Below are 22,705 nucleotides of genomic sequence, written 5' to 3' on the forward strand. Positions count from 1 at the left end.
ATGTAGCACTTAACGTTATTGGATATTTAATTAGAGGCATAGTGCTCACACAGCATAGCTACAGATGCAATCAGCTCCTTCACTGGATCGCTCTCTTCAAGCTGGTCTTTGAATTGTAAAAGTCGCGATAAATCCGTCTGCGATGAGACTGTTACTTCTTTGCTGTGCTTTACTTTTGCTAGGAGATTGAAAGCTAGGCGAGAAATGTATTCATTCATAATTCCAGGGGCGTCGAATAGTTCTGCTAGTTGAAAATCGGCTGATTTATCATGAAACTCTTCTGCATCGTAAAGCTCACCGCGAGACAGAGAGGCTATGTAGCAGCCGCGCCCTCGTAGTCTTGCTATTATTTGAGGGGAGTGAGTGGCAATGATGAACTGGCAGTCTTGGTAGCTGGCAAAGGAAGAAATGAGCAGTTCCATGAACTCTTCTTGCCACCTCGGATGAAGGCTTATCTCTGGCTCGTCAATAAGAACGAGTGAGTTATCATTGATATGCCCCGCAATACCCAAAATCAGTACTAGCAAGCATTGTTCGCCCGAACTAGCTTTTTTGAGCGATAATGGACCGAAACCGACCTTCTCTAATGTGATGTCCATCAGGCGCATCAGACCTACTTCAAGAAGTATCAATACGGCTAGTATTATTGATCGGCCTGCCTGATACTCCCCAATAGTTAGAGTGGATCTGGAAAAGTCAGCACTTAGCTCAATTGCTTTTCTAGTGGTCAATATTTTATTGACCGTAACCATAGCTTCTAGGACCTCAAGTAGCCGGCCATAATGTAAATTTTCCAGAAGTTCAAAATACCTCTCATCAACCTCAATTGAATGTTCGCGCTCCAGTCGCCTGAGTTCGATTGCAAGACTAGTCCCCTCAACTCTAGATGTGTCATAAGCGTTCCGACTGCCCTTTAGATATCCTGGCTTCAAAATGAAATCAGCGACAGGTCGAAAGTTTAAAGCGTCGAAGACTGCTGTTAAATTGTGAGCTCCATTTTCTACAGATAGCTTCTCCAGCAATCCTTTTGCAGCGGATGAAATTAGAGATACGGAATTTGAACTTTGATAGATTCCTTCACTTCGCATTCCAACATATCGATAGTTCGCTTTCGCAGTATTACTGGATCGATTTCTCGGGTTGGGGAATTTGTCAAAAGGGCTGGTAGATACCGCGATCACCTTGGAATAGTCTTCGCTAACGATACCAATCTGAGCTATGGACGATAAGAGTCGACTTTTTCCAATTCCATTTTTACCCACTAAGACTGTATACCAATTTCTAATCCTTGATGACACGTTCTCGGGAGTAAGCCGTACAAGTTTTTGGTCAAAATCCATACTTACCAGTCGAAAGGCCATCTGAAACCACTCCTTGTCTATTTACTTGTGTCCAATGTTAACGGGACGCCCCCCCCCAGTCACTACTCCTAGGAAGTGAAAGCCGTGTTCTCCATTGATCAAAGTTTAAGCGCCTTAGGTTTCATATGCGCCCCCAGAAGACACCTTGTTGCCTTTGCCCGTCGCATGCGAGGTCCGCTTCTGGCCGTATGCAGTCGCATGGGAATGTCCGCTTCTGGCCGTAAGCGGTCTTTTTCGAGCGTCCGCTACTGGCCGAAAGCGGACGCTGGCTGGCTCCGATGATGGATGGATGCAGTAGCCCGCCTCCCGCCCCAACTGATTGGCTAAAGTCTCAAATCATCTGCGCGGTGTAGCAATTTTTAAGCATGCGGTATCTAAGCCTCTCTGCTGCGGCCGCATGAGCTAGGCTTCGCGAAACCCTTATTTCCAGGATGGATCGCATGCCAAATAACTCAGCTTCTAATATCGCCACCGCTGACGCCCTGACATTGCTCCTGCACAACCAGCATGCACTGGCGGCGGCGATCGAGGAGGTTGCCGTTTGGCTTGCAGCCAGTGGCGCAGCAGTCGTTGCAGATAACGCTGTGATGGCTATGGAGACCTTAGACACAAATGCAAAAGCGATCACAGATGCGATTATGCGGATACGGCAATCCTAGTATCGTCTTTGCAGGCAGCAATCGGCCAAAAGCAATCATTGCCAATGGCTAACCATCGCGTAGGTCAGGCATTAAATCATCCACTAAACTAATGCGGACACCCACCCAGGAGAAATTCTCTCCATGCAAAGCTCGTCATTATTGGCGTGTCCCACCTGCTCCTCAAAGTTGAGTCGAACAGCGCAACGGCGCATGACTCCTTTTTTTGGGGAGTTTCCCGTAGTACCGTGTGTTTCTTGCGGGGCACCTTTGCGATGGCATGTGGCTCTTCATCGCAGACTTCGGGTTGGCGGGATGATCTTCCGGCTCGGGGTCTGCGGCATTGCTGTAGCATTGCCGTTCGTTTTCCTATTGAGCAAAAATCACTGGGCAATAGTTGTCACGGGGGGCAGCATCATACTTTCATTCGTTGGGATACTTGTCACCGCAACCCGGACAGTTACCCCTTTCGTTGAAGTCATAGAGGGCGATGCAGGAACGCGTTGATTACTGAACGAGAGAATTGGGACTGATTTTTTTATGAGAAATAAATCAGTCCCCTTTTTTCTGATGAAGTGCCGCGCCTGGCCGGATGCAGCCACCTGCGAACGTCAGCATATGGTCAGAAGCGGTCGGCCATGAGCGTCCGCTTCTGGCCGAAAGCAGTCGCTGCTGAACGTCCGCTTCTGGCCGAAAGCGGCCCTTTACGACTGCTGACAGATCGCTGGCAGAGCGGCCAAACTGATGATTACATCCCGTTAATCGCATCTCTTGGGCAGACTGGGAGTGGGGAAGTACCTGGTCTCCTGCGCATGGACATGACCTCCTCCGTCCCTCTTTTCAAGCATCGGAGCGTTACACCAGATGGCAGAGTTACACGCCAAAAGGTTTGTGTACGAAGCCGATGTAACATCAAAAATATTCAATAAATACAGCTACTTACCAACCATCGTTACACCAGCCACACGAGTTACACCGCATTTTTGAGGGGTACATCCCCCCACACCCCGTTAGGATCAATCCCACCAGCGAACGTCAGGCGTATCTCCCGCAGTGTGCCGGGGCCCCTGAGGTTTTCTTCGAGACACGGGGTCGGAAACCCGCCGGACCTTGTTAGCGGGAGAACTCCCAGCTTAGTGAACAGGTGAACCCGGTGAACTGCTTGTTTACCTGTGCATCTGCACTACAAAACAATCGATCCAAGGTCATCATTACCGGTACGGTAACGATGTCCTTTTTTCTTCAAGATCCTTTCAATTTCAACGTTGAAATTTCAGTAAGCTCCAGCATCTCCCGCTACCACAGTCCCGCGGGTTTCCGACCCCGTACCATCGGTAATCTCTCAGGGTCCCCAGCACATTTCGGTGCCTCAGCCGCCGCACTCCTCTGACATACTCGATTCACCAGCGCTCTCGTGGTGCAGACTGAAAGGAAAGTACGATGAATGATGAACAGGATTTGCCGACTGAAGGGGAATGCACCATTCACTCGCACCCGGTTCCGGCCGACGAGCTTTCGCGTTATAGCGTGGAAAGCGACCTCCATGCGGAGCGAGATATCGCTATCTATGTTGAGACCCAGGCACGTGATGAAGTTGTTCAGCACGTCGAGCGCATAAAAAAGGAAATCGTCCTGGGTGACACATACGAAATTTGGGACGTAACGACGGATAAGGATCGGTGGTGGGTCATTACCAACCTCACGAATCTTTATTCCCAGAAGCACTTCCCCACACTCGACTACACGATCTCTTTCCACATAGGGCTGATGATGCGCTTGCGGAGTCGTCCAGATCGGATCGATAGCTCAGACCCCACACCTTTCGATGAAGTGTTTCGACGCATGGATCAGGCAGACGCTCGCCATGACGCAGCAGTCGAAGCTGAAGACTTTCAAGCTGTAGGCATGCTCCTGCGCGAAGCATTGGTCTCGCTTATGGGCGCCGTCAGAAGACTGAGCGATATCCCTCAAGACGTCGACCGCCCTCAAGATGCCAATTTCATCGCATGGATCGACTTGTTGATGAATCATCTCTGTGGTGGCGGTAGCAATAAGGAACTGCGGCAGCATTTGAAGAACCTAGCCAAAGAGGCTTGGCAACTATCGAATTGGCTGACACACACCAAGAGCGCCAGTAAAACAGCGTCGTCCATTGCCATTCACACTTGCCAGACAGTTGTTGGCCACATGATGCAGATTCTCAAACGTGAAGAGCAGGACAGGACTGATCACTGTCCGGTTTGCAAGTCTCGCGAAATCCGCAAGTTCTACGATGTCGATATCGCTCCCGACGGGGACTCGTATCTGAGCTGTGGCGTTTGTGACTGGAACGACCATCCGGGTATCATGCCGGCCTAGCAATGGCGGGCATGTATCCCTACATGTATCCCTGAACAGCAAACCTCTCTGGAGGCCTTGAGTTTACTGGACTACTACAGTCTCCCTCGGGCACCAAAATTAGAAAAGATCTTGCTTAGCAAGGCCTTTTTTTCGTCTGTCGGAAAGTGCCGCTGGCCCTCCGGCGAGATCTCACACAGGTTCACTCCATGGAAACGTCACTGGAAACCGTCGCCCTGTTCTCCCTCAAACTCGCGTATGAGGAGGAAGGCCTGAGCCCGATTCTGCGGGATGACATGGTCATGGGCGACTATCAGAAAGACGTGTTCGAACTGCTGGTGCGCCGGGGTGATGTCGAGACGATCCAGTTCAAGATGAACGAGTGCCTGGCGCTGGCGATGGATGCGTTGGGTGGCGTCGAGAAACCGTTGGGGCGGGAGCTGCACAAGTTGTCGACCGACTTCAGTCAGGCGCAGTCGCTGGAGCAGCTGGATCAGCCGCTCCTCGCGCTCAAGGGTTATTTGAAGGACATTCTTTAAGCTACGCAGATGAAGAAAGTGGCGCGAAGCTACTATTTTGATATCTTGCCGTCCACTCGCCAGAGGCCTGTCAACCGCCTCTGTTATCGCGCACTCGGGAATGAACCAAAATGGATGCTGTGTTGTGCTTGCTGGTGATGGCTGGAACCTGGCTATGGGTGGTGAAGCAACGGGGTGAGTGGAACCTGTTGCTGGCCAACCTTGCCGGCGCCGGAAGTGGCGTGGTTACCGGCATTGTGTTCACGCTGATTTACGACGCAGTCATTGGTACGTCGATGGCGACACCCAACCTGCATCGCAGTCTGGTGGTGTTCATCACCAGCGCGGGCGTTCTGGCGGGGGTATGGCTGTGGATTGCCAATCGCCGTCAACCCGAACATCCGGTTGCACGTCAGTTGCTCGGCGCGGTGTGTGGCTTGGTCGCCGGCATGGCGACCCTGCTGTTTCTTGCTGTGAATTACTTCCCCCACATGTGACTGGACGGCGTTACTGTTTTGCGGTCAGCGCCGAGCCTTCAACACCCGAATCTCAGTAGGAAACCCATCCGCCCCCACCAGTTTCTTCCAGCCCACATACTGAAACTCGCCCCGCTCATCGATGTAATCACCCTTCTCAACCGACCTGCCACCGACAATCGCCACGCGTTTTTCCTCGCCACATCCGCCATCCGACGGCCGCACGGTGTAGATCACATACGGCTTCACATATTGCGTGGCACGAAAGTATTGGCCGCAGACTTCATCGACAGTAATCATCATGGTTTTCAGGCGTGCTTCGCCGTCCATGTCTTCGTGAAGTTTGAGGAAGGAGATTTCACCGACATCGCTGTAGCCGAGTGAACGGGCGCGTTGGTATTCGGGGGAGTTCTGGTGGGCGATCCGGCCTTGCTCGGCGGCCTGGTTCATTCTGTCGGCGAACTCGGCTTTGCCACGGGCAATCATCGCATCGGCCTCGGCCGCCACGTTTTCGCATTGAGCGAATTCCCCGGAGGCGAGGTATTGGGGAGGCAGGTTTGGGCGGTGCTCATTCATGCTCCCCTGGCTGTTCTCCAAATCGCCCATCACCTCAAAGGCGCCGGGCACGCGACCGCTCTGGACGTCGGCCATTTTTTCCTGCATGCGCTGACAATTGGCGAGGTAATACTTCCAGCTGTTTTCCGGGTGCTCTTTCCAGGCGGCGAATGCCGGGGTCATGGCGCTGGCGAAAGTGATTGCGCACAGCAGGCGTAGAGCAGGGGCGACTTTTGACATGAGTAGTCCATTACAGGAATCAGGAAAGTGGCGCGAAGCTACTATTTTGCTATCTTGCCGTCCAGTGTCGGCCCGGGAGCCATGGGCCTGACGAAACTGATTCAAAAGGAGGGGTGCGATGGATGCAGCGTTTTGTCTTTTAGCCTGGGTGGCCATGTGGGTGTGGGTGGTCAAACATCGTGGCACCTGGAACCTGTTCCTCGCCAACCTGCTGGGCGCTGCCAGCGGCATGCTGGTAGGTCTGGTGGTCTCGGAGTTCTACATCGGTCTGTTCGGGTCGAGCCGTCCGCACGTAACCGGTCTGACGACCACATTGCTGGAAATGATGACGACCGCCGCGGCGCTGGTCGGCGTATGGATGCTGGTCGCCCGACGCTCGCAAGTCGAGCCCCTGATTGCGCGGCAGCTGCTGGCAGGCCTTTGCGGCACAGTGGCCGGCATTACCGCTCTGGCGTTTTTTGCGCTCAAGTGATCTGTATCGACACGGCGTGTGAAGGTTCTTGTGGCGCCAGAAATCTATTTTGATATCTTGCCGCCCATCTTTCAGTGCTCGTTATCGGAACGGCGCTGATATCCGGCTTCAGCAGGTTTAAGGAAAGGATCGAATGGAGTTTCTGCGTTTTCTGGCATTTGTCGCGGCCTGGGGTTTCATGTGGCGCTGGGTATTGAAAAACCGCGGCAGCTGGAATCTGTTTTACGCCAACCTGGTCGGTGTCGCGGGCGGTTTCATTGTTTCGATGGTGGTGCTGGCGATCACTTTTTCATTGTTCCCGTCGGCGCATCGCTACGACGCCGCGCAGACTGAAAACGTCGCGGCACAGCGGGAAGCCGAGCCGACCTCGCTGCTGCCGGAAGCCGAGGCGGTTGCAAGCCCTGCTTCACTGAAAGACGCGCCGGTGTTCGCCGCTATCGAGCCGGACAACACGCCCTCTCCAGCGGACTCCGCGTTGCTGCCGAATTACGCCAGTCGCGCGCCGAAGACGATGTCGGTGCAAACCGTGATCGACCAGAGTGACGATGAGGGGCGTAAGGCCCTGACAGTGCTGAGCAAAAAATTGCGCGCCGACGCGCAGGGCGACAAATCGATGCTCGCGTATGTCATGTGCAGCCCGTTCGTGACTAGCACCTTGCGCTTCCCCGCGTCTGCCCGGTTTGCCGACAGCAAAAGCCTGACGCCGCAACGCTTCAAGGATCAGGTCTACACCTTCAGCAACACCGTCACCGCGCGGAACATGAATGGAGACGACGTGACGTACCGCTTCGACTGCTCCGTACAGGAACAGCCGAGAGTCGACGCGACACCTGCCGAATGGCGCCTGTTGGCGCTGAAGCTGGAAAAAACGGGCTCTTAAGCCTGGTTTAAGGGTTCGAGGCGCCGGCTGCGCTATCATCGCCGGCCTGTGCGCCTTGAGCTTTCCCCCCGATGCCTCCGACACTTGATGACCTGAGCCCGTTGCCTGCTGTTCTGGCCGGCCCACTGCTGCGCCGACTGGAACCGACACGCTTAGTGTTTTGGCTGGTCGGCAGCCGCGAGCTGTCGTTGACCTTGCGCCTGCAAGGCGTAGGAGACATTCCACTGGATGCCGGGAAATGCACGGTCATTCCGGTAGGCAACCGGGCATTTGTTCACCTGATCGATGTCCCCCTCGAGACGGCCCTGCCCTGCGACACCCGCATCGACTACGACCTGTTGAACGATGGCCAGCAGCCCATCGCCGATTGGGCGCCACACCTGCTTTACGACAACGCCACCAGCCCGAACTTCGTCCTGCGTTCGCGCATCGACCAGTTGCTCCACGGTTCCTGCCGCAAGCCCCATCACCCGGCCGCCGACGGTCTGCTCTGCGTTGATCGGTTGCTGGCCGCCGAAACCGATCCGCAGCAACGTCCCGCCCTGTTGATGATGAGCGGCGATCAGGTTTACGCCGACGACGTGGCCGGTCCGATGTTGCGGGCGATTCATGCCCTGATCGAGCGCCTCGGCCTGTTCGGTGAACACCTCGAAGGCGCGGTGGTCAGCGACAGCGCGAAACTCTACGAACACCCGGCCAGCTACTACCATCGTGCAGATCTGCTGCCGGCACTCGAAAGCAACGAGACATTGCGCGAGCGTTTCTTCGGCGGTGCGCGCAAGCCGATTTTCACCAGCAGTAGTGCCGACAATCACCTCGTGACGTTTGCCGAAGTCATGGCGATGTATTTACTGGTGTGGTCGCCAACGCCCTGGACACTGGTCAATCCGCAGCCGCCGGCACTGACGCCGGAACGCCTCAAGCGCTATGCCCTCGAACAGACCCGCATCGACGGGTTCAAGGCCGGCCTCGGCCAGGTGGCCCGGGCACTGGCGCATCTGCCGAGCCTCATGATTTTCGACGACCATGACATCACCGATGACTGGAACCTGTCCGCGCAATGGGAGGAAACGGCCTACGGCCACCCGTTCTCCAAACGCATCATCGGCAACGCGCTGATCGCCTACATGTTGTGTCAGGGCTGGGGCAACAATCCGGATGCATTCAGCGCAGTACTGGAGAAAACCCGAGGCCTGAGCGCCAGCGGTGACGACCGCTATCTCGACGCTCCCGCGCAGGACGAATTGATTGAGGATTTGCTGCGCTTTCAGCAATGGCATTTCGTATTGCCGACCAGCCCGGCGCTGGTGGTGCTCGACACTCGCACCCGACGCTGGCGCAGCGAAATGGCGCTCAAGCAACCGTCAGGCCTGCTGGACTGGGAAGCCTTGAGCGAACTGCAGCAGGAACTGCTCGACCACCCTTCGGCGATCATCGTTTCGCCGGCACCGATCTTCGGTGTGAAGCTGATCGAAACCGTGCAGCGAGTATTCAGCTGGTGCGGTTATCCACTGCTGGTGGACGCAGAAAACTGGATGGCCCATCGCGGCGCAGCCCAGGTGATCCTGAACATTTTCCGACACTCGCGTACACCGGGCAGCTACGTGGTGCTGTCAGGCGACGTGCATTATTCCTTCGTCTACGAAGTCCTGATCCGACACCGCAAGGCCGGCCCGCGCATCTGGCAGATCACCAGCAGCGGCATCAAAAACGAGTTCCCGCCGACCCTGCTGGAATGGTTCGACCGCCTAAATCGCTGGCTCTACTCACCGCGTTCGCCCCTCAACTGGCTCACCAAACGCCGCCGCATGCGCATCGTCCCGTACGTGCCGGAACACGCCGAAGCGGGTGAACGGTTGTGGAATTCGGCGGGGATCGGCCAGGTGTTTTTCAATCAACAGGGGCAACCGAAAGACATCATCCAGCACAACGCGAACGGCGCACCGAAGACCCGGATGCTGGCGCCGGATTTGTCGGATTATCCTGATTAAATAAAAATGGCTGCCGGTAAAACGGCAGCCATTTCAGACGCAACCGGGACAATCAGCTTTCGCCCAACGCCCGAGCCACCCCTCTGACAATCATCCCCACCTCCCGCTCATCAATCGTCAGCGGCGGCAGCAGCCGGATCGTCTTGCCGCGAGTGACGTTGATCAGCAGTCCATGATCCCGCGCGGCAATCAGTGTCAGGTCGCGGATCGGCTGTTTGAGTTCGATGCCGATCATCAGCCCTTGCCCGCGAATCGCCAGCACATTCGGATTGTCCGTCAGCTCTGCACGCAAGCGGGTCAGCAGGCGCTCGCCTTGGACCCTGGCATTTTCCAGCAGGCCTTGTTCCTCAATGATCTCGAGCACGGTGCAACCCACCCGGCACGCCAGTGGATTGCCGCCGAAAGTGCTGCCATGGCTGCCGGGGGTGAACAGATCGGCCGCCCGGCCCCGTGCCAGGCAGGCGCCGATAGGCACGCCGTTGCCCAGTCCCTTGGCGAGGGTCATGACGTCGGGAACGATGCCTTCGTGCTGGAACGCAAACCAGCGGCCGGTGCGGCCGATGCCGGTCTGGATTTCGTCGAGCATCAGCAGCCAGGCGTGGCGATCGCACAATTCACGCAGGGCCTTGAGGTAGCCGGGCGGCGCGAGTTGCACGCCGCTTTCACCCTGGATCGGCTCCACCAGAATCGCCACGATCCGCTGGCCATGTTTGCGCTGCACCTGTTCCAGCGCCTGAAGATCGCCAAACGGCACTTTGACGAAATCCCCCGGCAAGTCATTGAAGCCCAGGCGCACCGCCGGGCCATCGCTGGCGGACAAGGTGCCGAGGGTACGGCCATGAAATGCGTTGGCCATCACCACCACCAGCGGCTGTTCGATACCTTTGCGCCAGCCGTACAGGCGCGCCAGTTTCAGCGCGGTTTCGTTGGCCTCGGCACCGGAGTTGTTGAAAAACGCCCGCTCCATCCCCGCCAGCCGCGTCAGCTTCTGCGCCAGCGATTGTTGCCAGTCGATGCTGTAGAGATTGGAGGTGTGCAGCAGCAATCCCGCCTGCTCGCTGATCGCCGACACGATGCGCGGGTGCGAGTGACCGACATTGGTCACCGCCACGCCTGCCACTGCGTCCAGATATTCCCGGCCCGCCTGATCCCAGAGTCGGGTGCCCAGGCCTTTGATGAAGCTCAAGTCCAGCGGTTGATAGGTGTTCATCAGGGCGGCGGTCATGTCGGCAAACTCCAGCGAGGTGAGAGGTGCTGGCAGTATGGTTATCCACCTGAACTGGATAAACTCGGCAAAACTTCAATCATTTAAAAGCCGGGCTTGATAATGGATTTGTTCCAGTCGATGAGCGTGTACGTCAAGGTGGTGGAGTCCGGCAGCATGACGGCGGCCGCGCTGCAGTGCGAAATGTCCACGACCATGGTGGGCAATCACCTGCGGGCGCTGGAGCAACGGCTCGGCGTGCAACTGTTGCAACGCACCACCCGCCGCCAGCGGCTGACCGAGTTCGGCAGCGTCTACTATCAGCGCTGCCTGGAGGTGTTAGGTCTGGTCGCCGACTCCGAACGCCTCGCCGAGCAGACGCTTGATGAACCGCGCGGCATTCTGCGGGTTACTGCGCCGCTGACCTTTGGCGTTGAACGTCTGGCCCCGGCGCTCAGTGAGTTTTCTCTGCAATGTCCGCAGGTCAAACTCGACGTGATCCTGACCAACCGCCGTCCGGATTTGCTGGAAAGCGGTCTCGACGTGGCCTTCCGACTGGGCCACTTCGACCAGTCCAACCTGATCGCCCGCCCGCTGATCGACTACACCCTGACCGTCTGCGCCTCCCCGGAATACGTGGCCCGACGCGGCATGCCGCTCACGCCTGAGGAACTGCGCCAGCACGACTGCCTGTCGTTCGCCTACCCTGCCGGTGACGACTGGCAATCGGTGGAAAAACAGTGGCGCCTTAGCGGCCCGGACGGAGAAATCATGGTCGACGTCAAAGGCCCGATGCTGATCAACAGCTCCGCCGGCCTGCATCAGGCCGCGCGCACCGGCATGGGCATCGTGATGCTGCCGGACGCACTGGTGGAACAGGATCTGCGCGACGGCAAACTGGTCGTGGTGATGCCGGACTATCAGCCGCCGAACCGCCCGATGCATCTGCTTTACGCGCCGGATCGCTATCGGTTGCCTAAACTGCGTCGCTTCGTCGAGTTCGCCATGCAGATGTGGGGCAGACCGTAAGCAACGCGGCTACTGTTGGAAATACACCAAGGACGGAATCAACGAATGAACAAAGACATTTCAATACGCGACCTTCTGCCCACGGAAGTGGAGGCAGCAAGGCAGTTTCTGGAGGCGCACGGCTGGGGCCATCGCACCGGCACCGCCGAACATTTCGCACAGCTTGTTCAGAACTCTCAGCGCAGCGCTGTGGCATTGAGCGGCCAGCAAATTGTCGGTTTCGCCCGTGGCATCACCGATGGCTTGTCCAACGGTTACCTGTCGATGGTCGTGGTCGACGGGCAACATCGGCGCGCGGGCATCGGGCGGGCGCTGGTCGAACATGTAATGGGCGACAACACCGACATTACCTGGGTCCTGCGTGCCGGGCGCGAAGGCGCCGAAGCGTTTTTCGCCAGCCTGGGATTTGAAACGTCGGTGATCGCGATGGAGCGTTTGCGGCTGAAATAGCCGACGGTTACTGTGACCCCGGCTATGCTCCACCCTCCTCCTTTTCCAGCATGGATGCTGCGCAATGCTCACGATTCTGCAAAACACTCCGCTACGGGTTTACCTGATTTTTCTGCTGGTGGTTTATTTCGGCATCAAGTCGTTTTCTCCCCGACGCGAAAGCCGTGCCTCTATGCTGATAACACCCCCGGCGTTTTTGGCGTGGTCGCTGTACTCCCTGAACCTGTCGATCAACCCGGCCTTGTTTTTCAGCACCTGGTTCGGCGCGCTGTTGCTGGGCGGTCTCTCGGCCTGGCTGGTGTTCTCGCGGCGGGGCGTGGTGCTCGACGACTCTGCGACAGGGCTGATCATGCCGGGCACGGTAAAAATCCTGATCATGTACCTGATGTTCTTTTCCGCGAACTACTACTTCGGTTACCAGCATGACGTGAATCCGGAGATTTCCGCGTCCTCGGACATGCAGCTGCTCAAGTCCGGCATTGCGGGTTTCATGTGCGGCCTGATCGGTACCCGTTCGTTGAAGCTCTACTGGACGCTGCGTGGCCTGACGTCCCGGCGACTACCCGAGAACGCTGTCGCCAATGAATGAGACAGGACACGCGCGGTGCCTGGTTGCCCTTCACAAATCATCCGGACAAATAATCGGCACCACCGGCCCCTTGCTCCGTGACAACGCTGCCGCGCTCCCCTAAATTAGTCGGCCTGAAAAAGCCCCCAGCGCTTTCTCGTCTCATCTCAAGTTAAAAAAGTAGTGAAATTTCAATGTCCGATTTCAACACCGCTGAATCCGTAGTCACTCTGTCGTCCAAAGCGGAATACGAAAACTCCATCAATCTTTCACAACACATCCCACAGGCGAAGATCATCAGCGAGATGGTGCTGGACGCGTTCCAGTCGAGCCGCGAAAGCGATCAGATCCGCGAACTGCGCGCCGCGATCCGTCAGGCCCACGACCGCTTCGATGACGACCAGGCCTATGAGCTGATGGGCGAACTCAAGCGCCTGAAGGACGCCGAAGCCGCCGACATCGCCGCCCTCGAAGATCTGAGCAGCAAATTCCCGATCAGCCGCATCCTGTCCAGCTTCAAGGACGATCCGGCGTTCCAGGAAATCGTCTATGGCCTGGCCCTCAAGGTTCTGAACCAGACCCACCAGGCGATCAGCAACCCGAGCGGCGGCAAGAGCAAGGCCGCACGCGCCAAGAAAGACGTTGAAGTGTTCAGCATCAGCAAGGACGGCATCAGCGTGACCCTGCCAATGCGCACACCGCGCTCGCGCCTGAGCGTGGATCGCGAGGCACTGGAATTCCTCGGCTTCACCTTCGTCGGTGAAGGCGACGATGCGGAAATCGAAGGCGAAACCTTCGTCGACAACGCCGGCACCGAGCACGCGATCAACCGCAAGAACATCATCACCGCGCTGCAACAGCAGACCGCGTTCGACGGTTACAGCATCGCCGCCCAGTAATACCGGCGCTGACGAAAAAGCCCCGCTCTGAACTTCAGGCGGGGCTTTTTGTTGTCCGCAGATTGGCGGTTATGCCGATGGGTGCACGGCGGCAATCATGTCGACTTCGATGGCTGCGTTTTTCGGCAACTGATAGACACCGACGGTGGTGCGGGTATGGCGCCCGACATCGCCCAACACATAACTGAATACGTCCGATGCACCGTTGGCGACTTCGCTGAGGTCGACGAAATCCGGCGTGGACTTCACGTACACCGTGACCCGCAACAACGACCGGACCTTGTCCAGCGAACCGACTGCATCGACGATAAAGGCCAGACACCGCATCGCGCTGATACTCGCCGCGGCCTGCGCATCCTTGAGCGTCAACTCCTGCCCCACCCGCCCCGGATACTGAATCTTGCCCTCGGTGCGCGGCACCATGCCGCTGATGTAGATCTCATCGCGATGACGGATCAACGGCGCGTAATTGCCACCCACCGTGTTCTCGCCATTGATGTCGTAGTTCAGCTCTTTTGCCAGGGCAATGAATCGCTCGTCGCAGGTCATCCTCTCAGTCATTTCGCCCAGCCTCTAGATCGATGCATGTAGTTGGATCCGAATCTAGGACTTTTGCCTACCGACCGCAACCTGTCGATTTCTAGCTAGTCGTTTCGGGGGAATGGCTGATTACGCCACCCTTTTGGGAGAGAGTCTGTTCGCGACAAAGGACGTCGTTTCTCCATCAACCGAGCAACAAAAAACCCCGCTCATCTCTCGATGAACGGGGTTTCTCGTACAACGTTCGAACCTTACGGCGCGTACGTCAACAGCAGCTCGGTCGGCACCTTGAAGTCCAGGGACATCATGACGCTCAACGCGGTGATGGTGAAGATCGAGAACACGAACAGCTTGCGTGCCCAGACCGTGTCATCCACCGCCTTGTAGCCGGTCCAGGCCATGTACAGCCAGTACATGCCCATGGCCGCGGCGACGGCGAGGTAGCTCATGCCGGCGTAACCGCTGAAGGTCAGCATCAAGGTCGCCACGAGGAAGGCCAGGATGTAGATCAGGATGTGCTTCTTGGCCACCTGGATCCCGCGCTTCACTGGCAGCACCGGAATCGATGCGGCCAGGTAATCGTTGAAGCGGAAGATCGCGATGGCGTAGGAATGCGGCATCTGCCACAGGCTGAACATCACCAGCAGGGTCAGCGCGGCCATGTCGAAGCTGTTGGTCACGGCCACGTAACCGATCACGGGCGGCATGGCGCCCGACAGACTGCCCACCAGCGTGCCGTGAACCGACTTGCGCTTGAGGTACAGGCTGTAGAAGCCGACGTAGATGATGAAGCCGATCACGGCGAACAGGGCAGCCAACGGGTTGGCCACCTTGTACAGCAACGCAACGCCGGCGACACCCAGGACGGTCGCATAGACCAGGGCCAGTTTCAGGGAGATCAAGCCCTGGACCAGCACCCGGTTCTTGGTGCGTTCCATCTTCAGGTCGATGTCGCGGTCGATGCAGTTGTTGAACACGCAACCGGAGGCCACAACCAGGGAAGTGCCGATCATGGCTGCCAGAAACACGGCCAGATCGACATGCCCTTTCGAGGCCAGGAAGAACCCGCCTGCCACAGAAAGCACGTTACCGAAAATGATCCCCGGTTTGGTGATTTGGATAAAGTGCTTGAGCGACATCGGGTTTACCTCACTTCGCCATCATGTAGGTGTGGATGCTGAACATGATCCACAGCGACAGACCGACCAGCAGCACGATCACGATGGCCGTAAAGACGAACGCAATCACGTTGTTACGTTGAGCGATGGAACGGTCCAGGTGCAGGAAGTAATACAGGTGAACGATCACCTGGATCACGGCGAACAGCAGGACGATTGCCAGCGTCGTCGACTTCGGCAGGGTCGGGAACATCACCAGGCCGAACGGGATGACGGTCAGGATTACCGACAGGATGAAGCCAATGGCGTACGACTTTACGCTGCCGTGGCCAGCATCATGGCTGTCATGGGAGTGTGCATTAGCCATTACAGGGTCCCCATCAGGTAAACAACGGTGAATACGCAGATCCACACCACGTCCAGGAAGTGCCAGAACAGGCTCAGGCAGCTCAGACGGGTCTTGTTGGTCGCCGTCAGGCCGTGCTTGTTGACCTGGTACATCATGATGCCCATCCAGATCAGACCGGCGGACACGTGCAGACCGTGGGTACCGACCAGCGTGAAGAACGCCGACAGGAAGCCCGAACGGCTAGGACCGAAGCCCTCGGAGATCAGCAGGTGGAACTCGTTGATCTCCATGGCGATGAAGCCTGCGCCGAGCAGGAAGGTCATGAACAACCAGCCCAGAACCTGCTGCTTCTTACCTTTGTACAACGCCAGCATGGCGAAGCCGTAGGTGATCGAACTGAACAACAGCAGAGCGGTTTCGCCCAGCACGTATGGCAGTTCGAAGATGTCGTGGCCCGACGGGCCACCGGCGACGTTGTTTACCAGTACCGCGTACACCGCGAAGATCGACGCAAACAGAATGCAGTCGGTCATCAGGTAGAGCCAGAAACCGTATACGGTCATCTCGCCCGAGTCGTGGTGATGGTCATCGTGCCCATGGTCATGACCATGGGCGTGTCCAGCATTGGTCACTAAGTTCGACATTGTTTAAGCCTGTTCCAACTTGGTTTCAACACGGGTTGCGGAAGCAGGGATCTTCCCGGCCGCTACCAGACGCTTGTGCTGCTCGGCTTCGATGCGCTCGATTGTTTCAACCGGCACCATGTAGCCCTGATCGTCACGTGCTGCGTGAATCACGAAGTAGATGACAGTGCCGGCCAGGCTGGCGATCGCCAACCACCAGATGTGCCAGATCATCGCGAAACCGAACACGGTCAGCAGTGCGCCCATCACCACGCCAGTGGCGGTGTTGTTCGGCATGTGGATCGGTTCGTACTTGGCCGGAGCCTTGTACGCAGTACCGTTTTCCTTGGCCTCGGTGAACGGATCGATGCAGTCTGCTTTTGGCAGTACAGCGAAGTTGTAGAACGGAGGTGGCGACGAGGTCGACCATTCCAGGGTATGGGCATTCCACGGGTCACCGTGTTCGCACATGTTTTCCGGCTTGTTGCGGTCACGCACCGACACGTACAGCTGGATCAGCTGGCAGGCGATACCCACAGCAATCATCACCGCACCGAACATGGCAACGTACAGGTACGGTACCCACTCAGGGTTGGTGGTGGCGTTCAGACGACGGGTCATGCCCATGAAGCCCAGAGCGTAGAGCGGCATGAACGCGACGAAGAAGCCCGAGATCCAGAACCAGAACGCTGCTTTACCCCAGCCTTCGTGCAGCTTGAAGCCGAACGCTTTCGGGAAGTAGAAGCCGAAGCCTGCGATGTAGCCGAATACCGCGCCGCCGATGATCACGTTGTGGAAGTGAGCGATCACGAACAGGCTGTTGTGCAGAACGAAGTCAGCACCCGGAATGGCCAGCAGTACGCCGGTCATACCGCCGATGGCGAAGGTCACCATGAAGCCCAGGGTCCACAGAACCTGGCTGGTGAAGCGCAGACGGCCCTGGTAGATGGTGAACAGCCAGTTGAACAGTTTCACACCCGTCGGGATGGAAATCAGCATCGTCGCCAGACCGAAGAAGGCGTTGACGCTGGCACCCGAACCCATGGTGAAGAAGTGGTGCAGCCAAACCATGAAGCCCAGTACCGAGATCGCGCCCGAGGCGTAGATCATCGAGTGGTGGCCGAACAGTTTCTTGCCGGTGAAGGCCGAGATGACTTCCGAGAAAATGCCGAACGCCGGCAGGATCAGGATGTAAACCTCAGGGTGGCCCCATGCCCAGAACAGGTTGACGTACATCATTGGATTGCCACCAAGTTCATTGGTGAAAATGTGGAAATCCATGTAACGGTCAAGGGTCAGCAGTGCCAGGGTAGCGGTCAGGATCGGGAACGAAGCCACGATCAGAACGTTTGCCCAGGTGCAGGTCCAGGTGAAGATCGGCATGTCCATCAGTTTCATGCCTGGGGTACGCATTTTCAGCACGGTCGCGAGGAAGTTAACCCCCGTTAACGTTGTACCCAGACCCGATAGCTGTAGCGCCCAGATGTAGTAGTCCATCCCCACGCCAGGGCTGTATTGCAGACCCGACAGCGGTGGATAGGCAACCCAGCCGGTCTTGGCGAATTCGCCGACGCCCAGGGACAGGTTGATCAGCACGACGCCGGATACCAGCAGCCAGAAGCTCAGGGAGTTCAGGAACGGGAACGCAACGTCACGCGCGCCGATCTGCAGCGGCACTGCAAGGTTCATCAGGCCGGTGAAGAATGGCATCGCCATGAAGATGATCATGATCACACCGTGAGCGGTGAAGATCTGGTCATAGTGTTCAGGTGGCAGGTAGCCAGGCGAACCCTCGGTGGCCATGGCCAGCTGGGTACGCATCATGATGGCGTCGGCAAAACCGCGCAGCAGCATGACCATGGCGACGATGATGTACATCACGCCGATTTTCTTGTGGTCGACCGACGTCAGCCACTCGGTCCACAGGTAAGTCCACTTCTTGAAGTAGGTGATTGCAGCGAACAACGCCAGACCACCGAGCGCGATCATCGAGATGGTGACCATCACGATCGGCTCGTGGAAAGGGATCGCTTCCCAACTTAATTTACCAAACATCGTTTACTCCTCTGCCCCGGCAGCTGAATGCGAATTCGAGTCCATATCCGTTGCCGCCACTTCTTTCTCTTTCTTCTCGTGCTTCAGCGGCTTGCCCGGTTTCATGCCTTCGTACTTGTCGACGATGGTCTGGAACAGGTTCGGCGTGACCGAGGAGTAGAGCTCGACTGGATTGTTCTGGCTTGGCTTGGCAAGGGCTGCGTATTCAGCGGCTTCAAGCTGTTTAGGTGCCTTTTTGACTTCACTTACCCAGGCGTCGAAATCTTCCTGAGAAGTTGCGATCGCTTTGAATTTCATACCGGTGAAACCAGCGCCGCTGTAGTTGGCGGAGATACCGTCCATTTCAGCGTTGCGGTCAGCGATCAGGTGCAGCTTGGTGGTCATGCCCGCCATCGCGTAGATCTGGCCGCCCAGGCCCGGGATGAAGAACGAGTTCATCACCGCGTCCGAAGTGATCCGGAAGTTAACCGGGGTGTGCGCCGGGAACACGATCTTGTTGACCGTGGCGATGCCTTGTTCCGGGTAGATGAACAGCCACTTCCAGTCCAGCGCGACCACTTCGATGGTCACAGGCTTGACGTCGGATTCGATCGGACGATACGGATCCAGCGAGTGGGTCGACTTGTAGGTGATGTAACCCAGGGCAATGATGATCAGGACCGGGATGGTCCAGACTGCCACTTCGATCTTTGTCGAGTGCGACCATTTCGGGGTGTAGACGGCGTTCTTGTTCGAGGCACGGTACTTCCAGGCGAACAGGAAGGTCATCACGATGACCGGCACAACGACCAACAGCATCAGCAGCGTGGCGGTGATGATCAGGTTGCGCTGTTCCAGGCCGACCTGGCCCGTTGGATTGAGCAAGGTCATGTTGCAGCCTCCCAGCAACAACGTGCCGAGCAGCGGCACTAGGCCTAGTAATCTGGGGTACCTGTTTTTACTCATCTCACGACCTCTAAAGCAGCTTGCGCAATGCAGTTGGGTTTTGATCGCCAACACTTCACCCTGCCAAGGGTTGGCATTTTCTTTGGATTGAATAAGGGCCGCCCGTCGCGCGTCAGACGCTCGACAAAACCTGGGACAGCGGTCAGTTCTTATTCGAATTCGTGGTCAAAGGCCTTGTTACAGACCAATTCCATTTGGTGCGGAAAGTTGGAAGGCACCGACACCTGGGTGTCTCGCAAGCCTCTCGGCTGCTCGACACCCGACTTCCTGCTCGCCTCCTTAATAAAGGCTGAACAGTGCCGGGAATTCAGTGCGGGCGATTGTAGATAGGTAGCGCCCTATACACCATGTCTTATCCCGAAATAATTTTTATCGCTCCGAGCAACAATCCATCACCGTTTTTGCAAAAGTTCCGCATGTTATCGAAATCGATTCTCAACAAAAACACCAAAAAATGTAGGTCTATCGGCCTCAGTTCAGACAGCTCCGAGGGCTTTTTCCCACGGCGCGATCCGCGCAAAGCCCGATATGCCAAGGCTTTTGGCCATCTGCCGGAGTCTGTTAAAACTGCCTGATCCGGCACACGCGTGCAAAAACCGAAAAACGCTGAAACAGACCAATCCTTTTTTGTAACAGCACTCCAATCCGGGCCTGTGAAACGAGCTGCGACACGGCCTGTGTGACAACATGTCGCACACCTGTCGCACCCTTCCTTGCCGTTCGTCACGGTGTTTTCACACAGACCCTGAAATGCAAAACGCCTCGATCTGCGTCACCGCAAATCGAGGCGTTTGGTTTATCGGCGCACGCGCCGAAAAGTTGATTCAGCGCAACGCTTTTCGGTTACGCGAGGTCAGCAGCGGCACCAGGATCACCACCAGCACGAAGGCCACGAGTGCCCATTGCGCCAGCGACAGGCCGAGGATCGGCGGGTACGGCGTCGAGCAGAAACCGTCGACCTGGAAGCCCAGCGGGAAGATCTTTGCCAGCGGCAGGTCATCGACGATCGGTTGCAACACATCGATGCCGCAGCTCACCGCCGGATAGAACTGGGTGTACACGTGATGCCCGGCGACACCGGCGCCGGCGATGGCACAAATCACCACCAGCACCTCGAACACCGTGATGCTGCGTCGGGTGCGCATGGCCGCGCCGATGAACGCGAACAGCGCGATCAGCAGCAACGCATAACGCTGCAGGATGCACAGCGGGCACGGCGCCTCGCCCAGCACGATCTGCATGTACAGCGCGCCGCCGATCAGCGCCAGGCAGATGATGCCCAGCAACACCAGATAGCGCCGCTCACGTCCCAATCGAATCGTTTCCTCGCTCATCGCGTTTCCCTTTCATGTCCATGGTTCAGCTGGCCGGCGGCTGCGCTTGCAGTTGCGCCATCAGGCTGATGTTGTCTTCGATATGCCAATTGGCCGCGATGCGACCGTTGTCGATCTGATAGATATCGGTTGCCCGGAAGTCTACACGCTGGCCCTGCCCTTTGAGAGCCTTGAACGTGCCGGTGAAATGCCCGCGAAAGTGCAGATGCACCACCACGCGATCCCCGGCGACGATCATTTGCTCGATCTCGCAACTCACGTCCGGCACCGCCGTGCGAAAGAACTTCGACGCCAGCAGCGGCCCGGTCGGCCCCTGCACCCGGCCTTCCGGCGGGGTCTTGTCGACGAACTGCGGCGACAGGGCGGCGGTGGCCAACGCCTCTTCACCCGTGTTCCAGAAACTGCCGTAACGCCGCGCCGCCAGTTCCATTGCATCTCGCTGGGCCTTGGGCAGGCTCTGATCGACGATCAGGGTCTGTGGCTGGATCAACGCGGATTCGGCGAACGCGAACGGACTGGAAAACAAGGCAACCGACAGGCCCAAAGTGGCCAGGCTGAAACGACGGGAAGAGGCGAAGTGCGACATGGGGGCGATCCTGATCATGTAAACGAACGAGCGCCTATCATCAGCATCGGGGAATAAACGATAAACCGGTTAAGAAACGATTAACCTTTAAACAGAATTTAAGAATCAGGGCCGTGTAACGGCCAATCGCTGGCAAGCCAGCTCCCACAAGGGCCGTGTCGAACTCAAATCCTGTGGGAGCGGGCTTGCCCGCGATAGAGGCGACTCGGTCCTGGATTATTCCAGAGCAGCAGCCGGCCCGAAGAACTCATACCGGCTCTGCTTCTCAGGCACACCCAGCGCCTTCAGGTGACGCTTGATCGCCCCCATGAAGCCTTTCGGCCCGAGGAAGTAAGCGTCCACATCACGCTCCGCCGGCAGCCACTCGCCCAGTTGCTCCTCGCTCAACAACCCGACCTTGTCCGCCGCCGGGCTCACACCATCATCTTCGGCGTAGCAATAGAAGCGCTTGAGCTGCGGATGACGCGCGGCCAGCCCGTCGATCCAGTCACGGAACGCGTGCACGCTGCCGTTGCGCGCACTGTGGATGAAGTACACCGGACGCTCGGTTTCCAGCGCCGCTTCCAGCATCGCCAAAGTCGGAGTGATGCCGACGCCGCCGCTGATCAGCACCAACGGTTTGTCGCTGGCCGTCAGGGTGAACTCCCCCGATGGCGGGAACAGCTGGATGCTGGCGCCGACATGCAGTTGATCGTGCAGGTAATTGGAGGCACGGCCGCCCGGTTCGCGTTTGACGCTGATGCGGTACTGACCTTTGTTGGCCAGTGCCGACAGCGAGTAATTGCGGCGGATTTCTTCGCCGTCGAGGATCAGCTTCATGCCGATGTACTGGCCTGGCTCGGCTGCGAGAATCGGGCCCTTGTCCGCCGGCTCGAAGTAGAACGAAATGATTTCCGCGCTCTCCTCGACCTTGGCCGCGACGATGAACTCCCGCGCCCCGCGCCAGCCGCCGACGGCTTGCTCTTTCTGGTCATAAATGGCGGTTTCGGCGCCGATCAGGATATCGGCCAACTGACCGTAGGCTGCGCCCCAGGCGTTCATCACTTCCGGCGTGGCGATTTCTTCGCCGAGTACTTCGGAGATGGCGCGCAACAGGCAGGTGCCGACGATCGGGTAGTGTTCCGGCAGGATTTGCAGGGCCACGTGTTTGTTGATGATCTTCGCCACCAGATCGCCCAACTGGTCGAGTTGATCGATGTGACGGGCGTACATCAACACGCCATTGGCCAGGGCGCGAGGCTGGTCACCGCTGGCCTGGTGGGCCTGATTGAACAGCGGGCGGACTTCCGGGTACTCGGAGAGCATCATGCGGTAGAAATGGGTGATCAGCGCTTCGCCGCCGCTTTCCAGCAGAGGCACAGTGGATTTGACGATGGCACGATCCTGGACGCTAAGCATAAGGGTGACTCCTGAGCTTTCTCTAAAAGTGCCTTATCCATTCCAGTATTCGTGCCAACTATTTTTTATATACAAATCAATAGCTTGAAAATTATGTAGTCAGATCGACACAAGTACCTCTATAGTCGCTTCGACTACA

23 protein-coding genes are annotated in these 22,705 nt (G+C 57.2%); 11 read left to right on the forward strand and 12 right to left on the reverse strand.

What is annotated here, in order from left to right; all coding sequences use genetic code 11:
• Positions 1-26 precede the first annotated feature (26 nt).
• Positions 27-1,361, reverse strand: coding sequence for an AAA family ATPase (locus AC07XZ_RS25940; protein ID WP_146024033.1), 1,335 nt, complete (start codon positions 1,359-1,361; stop codon positions 27-29).
• A gap of 440 nt (positions 1,362-1,801) precedes the next feature.
• Here AC07XZ_RS25940 and AC07XZ_RS25945 point away from each other — a divergent pair, with 440 nt between their 5' ends.
• The 4 genes from AC07XZ_RS25945 (at position 1,802) to AC07XZ_RS25960 (ending at position 5,351) form a co-directional block, all read left to right on the forward strand.
• The gene (locus tag AC07XZ_RS25945; protein ID WP_085655295.1) at positions 1,802-2,020 is read left to right on the forward strand and encodes a hypothetical protein; all 219 of its coding nucleotides are present in this window, start codon (positions 1,802-1,804) and stop codon (positions 2,018-2,020) included.
• Positions 2,021-3,439: 1,419 nt separating this feature from the next.
• Entirely contained in the window at positions 3,440-4,357 is a 918-nt protein-coding gene (locus AC07XZ_RS25950) for a gamma-glutamylcyclotransferase (RefSeq protein ID WP_085745326.1), read from the forward strand.
• Positions 4,358-4,545: 188 nt separating this feature from the next.
• The gene (locus AC07XZ_RS25955) at positions 4,546-4,875 is read left to right on the forward strand and encodes a hypothetical protein (RefSeq protein ID WP_007956700.1); all 330 of its coding nucleotides are present in this window, start codon (positions 4,546-4,548) and stop codon (positions 4,873-4,875) included.
• Positions 4,876-4,985: 110 nt separating this feature from the next.
• Positions 4,986-5,351: a hypothetical protein gene (locus AC07XZ_RS25960; RefSeq protein ID WP_102688207.1), complete on the forward strand. Its 366-nt coding sequence runs from the start codon at positions 4,986-4,988 to the stop codon at positions 5,349-5,351.
• A 24-nt stretch (positions 5,352-5,375) separates the two neighbouring features.
• Here the strand turns inward: AC07XZ_RS25960 and AC07XZ_RS25965 are convergent, their stop codons facing one another.
• The gene (locus tag AC07XZ_RS25965; protein ID WP_085745328.1) at positions 5,376-6,125 is read right to left on the reverse strand and encodes a hypothetical protein; all 750 of its coding nucleotides are present in this window, start codon (positions 6,123-6,125) and stop codon (positions 5,376-5,378) included.
• 118 nt (positions 6,126-6,243) lie between these two features.
• Between AC07XZ_RS25965 and AC07XZ_RS25970 the strand changes: the two genes are divergently transcribed.
• The 3 genes from AC07XZ_RS25970 to AC07XZ_RS25980 all read left to right on the forward strand — a co-directional run bounded on the left by AC07XZ_RS25970 (position 6,244) and on the right by AC07XZ_RS25980 (position 9,468).
• A complete protein-coding gene (locus AC07XZ_RS25970) occupies positions 6,244-6,597 on the forward strand; it encodes a hypothetical protein (RefSeq protein ID WP_064383933.1) in 354 nt (117 codons plus the stop codon).
• 133 nt (positions 6,598-6,730) lie between these two features.
• On the forward strand, positions 6,731-7,477 hold the full coding sequence (locus AC07XZ_RS25975) for a hypothetical protein (RefSeq protein WP_102688208.1): 747 nt from the start codon (positions 6,731-6,733) through the stop codon (positions 7,475-7,477).
• A 71-nt stretch (positions 7,478-7,548) separates the two neighbouring features.
• Positions 7,549-9,468, forward strand: coding sequence for an alkaline phosphatase D family protein (locus AC07XZ_RS25980; protein WP_102688209.1), 1,920 nt, complete (start codon positions 7,549-7,551; stop codon positions 9,466-9,468).
• 52 nt (positions 9,469-9,520) lie between these two features.
• Here AC07XZ_RS25980 and AC07XZ_RS25985 read toward each other — a convergent pair whose 3' ends face one another.
• Positions 9,521-10,693: an aspartate aminotransferase family protein gene (locus AC07XZ_RS25985; RefSeq protein WP_102688210.1), complete on the reverse strand. Its 1,173-nt coding sequence runs from the start codon at positions 10,691-10,693 to the stop codon at positions 9,521-9,523.
• Between the two features lie 102 nt (positions 10,694-10,795).
• Here AC07XZ_RS25985 and AC07XZ_RS25990 point away from each other — a divergent pair, with 102 nt between their 5' ends.
• The 4 genes from AC07XZ_RS25990 to AC07XZ_RS26005 all read left to right on the forward strand — a co-directional run bounded on the left by AC07XZ_RS25990 (position 10,796) and on the right by AC07XZ_RS26005 (position 13,618).
• Positions 10,796-11,701: a LysR family transcriptional regulator gene (locus AC07XZ_RS25990; protein WP_085649343.1), complete on the forward strand. Its 906-nt coding sequence runs from the start codon at positions 10,796-10,798 to the stop codon at positions 11,699-11,701.
• A 45-nt stretch (positions 11,702-11,746) separates the two neighbouring features.
• The gene (locus AC07XZ_RS25995; RefSeq protein ID WP_102688211.1) at positions 11,747-12,151 is read left to right on the forward strand and encodes a GNAT family N-acetyltransferase; all 405 of its coding nucleotides are present in this window, start codon (positions 11,747-11,749) and stop codon (positions 12,149-12,151) included.
• A 64-nt stretch (positions 12,152-12,215) separates the two neighbouring features.
• Entirely contained in the window at positions 12,216-12,740 is a 525-nt protein-coding gene (locus tag AC07XZ_RS26000) for a DUF6622 family protein (RefSeq protein WP_102688212.1), read from the forward strand.
• A 173-nt stretch (positions 12,741-12,913) separates the two neighbouring features.
• Positions 12,914-13,618, forward strand: a complete 705-nt coding sequence (locus AC07XZ_RS26005) for a hypothetical protein (RefSeq protein ID WP_102688213.1) — start codon at positions 12,914-12,916, stop codon at positions 13,616-13,618.
• A gap of 69 nt (positions 13,619-13,687) precedes the next feature.
• On the opposite strand, the gene AC07XZ_RS26010 is transcribed toward AC07XZ_RS26005, so the two are convergent.
• From AC07XZ_RS26010 to hmpA, 9 genes are all read right to left on the reverse strand, one after another.
• Positions 13,688-14,179 (reverse strand): RidA family protein, encoded by a 492-nt coding sequence (locus AC07XZ_RS26010; RefSeq protein WP_011335841.1) that lies wholly within the window; start codon positions 14,177-14,179, stop codon positions 13,688-13,690.
• Between the two features lie 230 nt (positions 14,180-14,409).
• Entirely contained in the window at positions 14,410-15,297 is an 888-nt protein-coding gene (cyoE, locus tag AC07XZ_RS26015; RefSeq protein WP_007956716.1) for a heme o synthase, read from the reverse strand.
• 10 nt (positions 15,298-15,307) lie between these two features.
• Positions 15,308-15,643, reverse strand: coding sequence for a cytochrome o ubiquinol oxidase subunit IV (cyoD, locus tag AC07XZ_RS26020; protein ID WP_007956718.1), 336 nt, complete (start codon positions 15,641-15,643; stop codon positions 15,308-15,310).
• Positions 15,643-16,269 carry a cytochrome o ubiquinol oxidase subunit III gene (locus AC07XZ_RS26025; protein WP_007956720.1) on the reverse strand — a complete coding sequence of 209 codons (627 nt, stop codon included), beginning with the start codon at positions 16,267-16,269 and terminating at the stop codon, positions 15,643-15,645. The genes cyoD and AC07XZ_RS26025 overlap by 1 nt, the downstream gene beginning before the upstream one ends.
• A 3-nt stretch (positions 16,270-16,272) precedes the next feature.
• A complete protein-coding gene (gene cyoB / locus AC07XZ_RS26030; protein WP_007956721.1) occupies positions 16,273-18,303 on the reverse strand; it encodes a cytochrome o ubiquinol oxidase subunit I in 2,031 nt (676 codons plus the stop codon).
• A 3-nt stretch (positions 18,304-18,306) separates the two neighbouring features.
• Positions 18,307-19,248 carry a ubiquinol oxidase subunit II gene (gene cyoA / locus AC07XZ_RS26035; protein WP_011335843.1) on the reverse strand — a complete coding sequence of 314 codons (942 nt, stop codon included), beginning with the start codon at positions 19,246-19,248 and terminating at the stop codon, positions 18,307-18,309.
• Positions 19,249-20,072: 824 nt separating this feature from the next.
• Positions 20,073-20,582: a disulfide bond formation protein B gene (locus AC07XZ_RS26040; RefSeq protein ID WP_007956723.1), complete on the reverse strand. Its 510-nt coding sequence runs from the start codon at positions 20,580-20,582 to the stop codon at positions 20,073-20,075.
• 25 nt (positions 20,583-20,607) lie between these two features.
• The gene (locus AC07XZ_RS26045) at positions 20,608-21,168 is read right to left on the reverse strand and encodes an ester cyclase (protein ID WP_102688214.1); all 561 of its coding nucleotides are present in this window, start codon (positions 21,166-21,168) and stop codon (positions 20,608-20,610) included.
• Between the two features lie 216 nt (positions 21,169-21,384).
• Positions 21,385-22,566, reverse strand: a complete 1,182-nt coding sequence (gene hmpA / locus AC07XZ_RS26050) for an NO-inducible flavohemoprotein (protein ID WP_102688215.1) — start codon at positions 22,564-22,566, stop codon at positions 21,385-21,387.
• Positions 22,567-22,705 lie beyond the last annotated feature (139 nt).

The organism is Pseudomonas sp. GW458-11-26-14-LB4 (assembly GCF_059423925.1).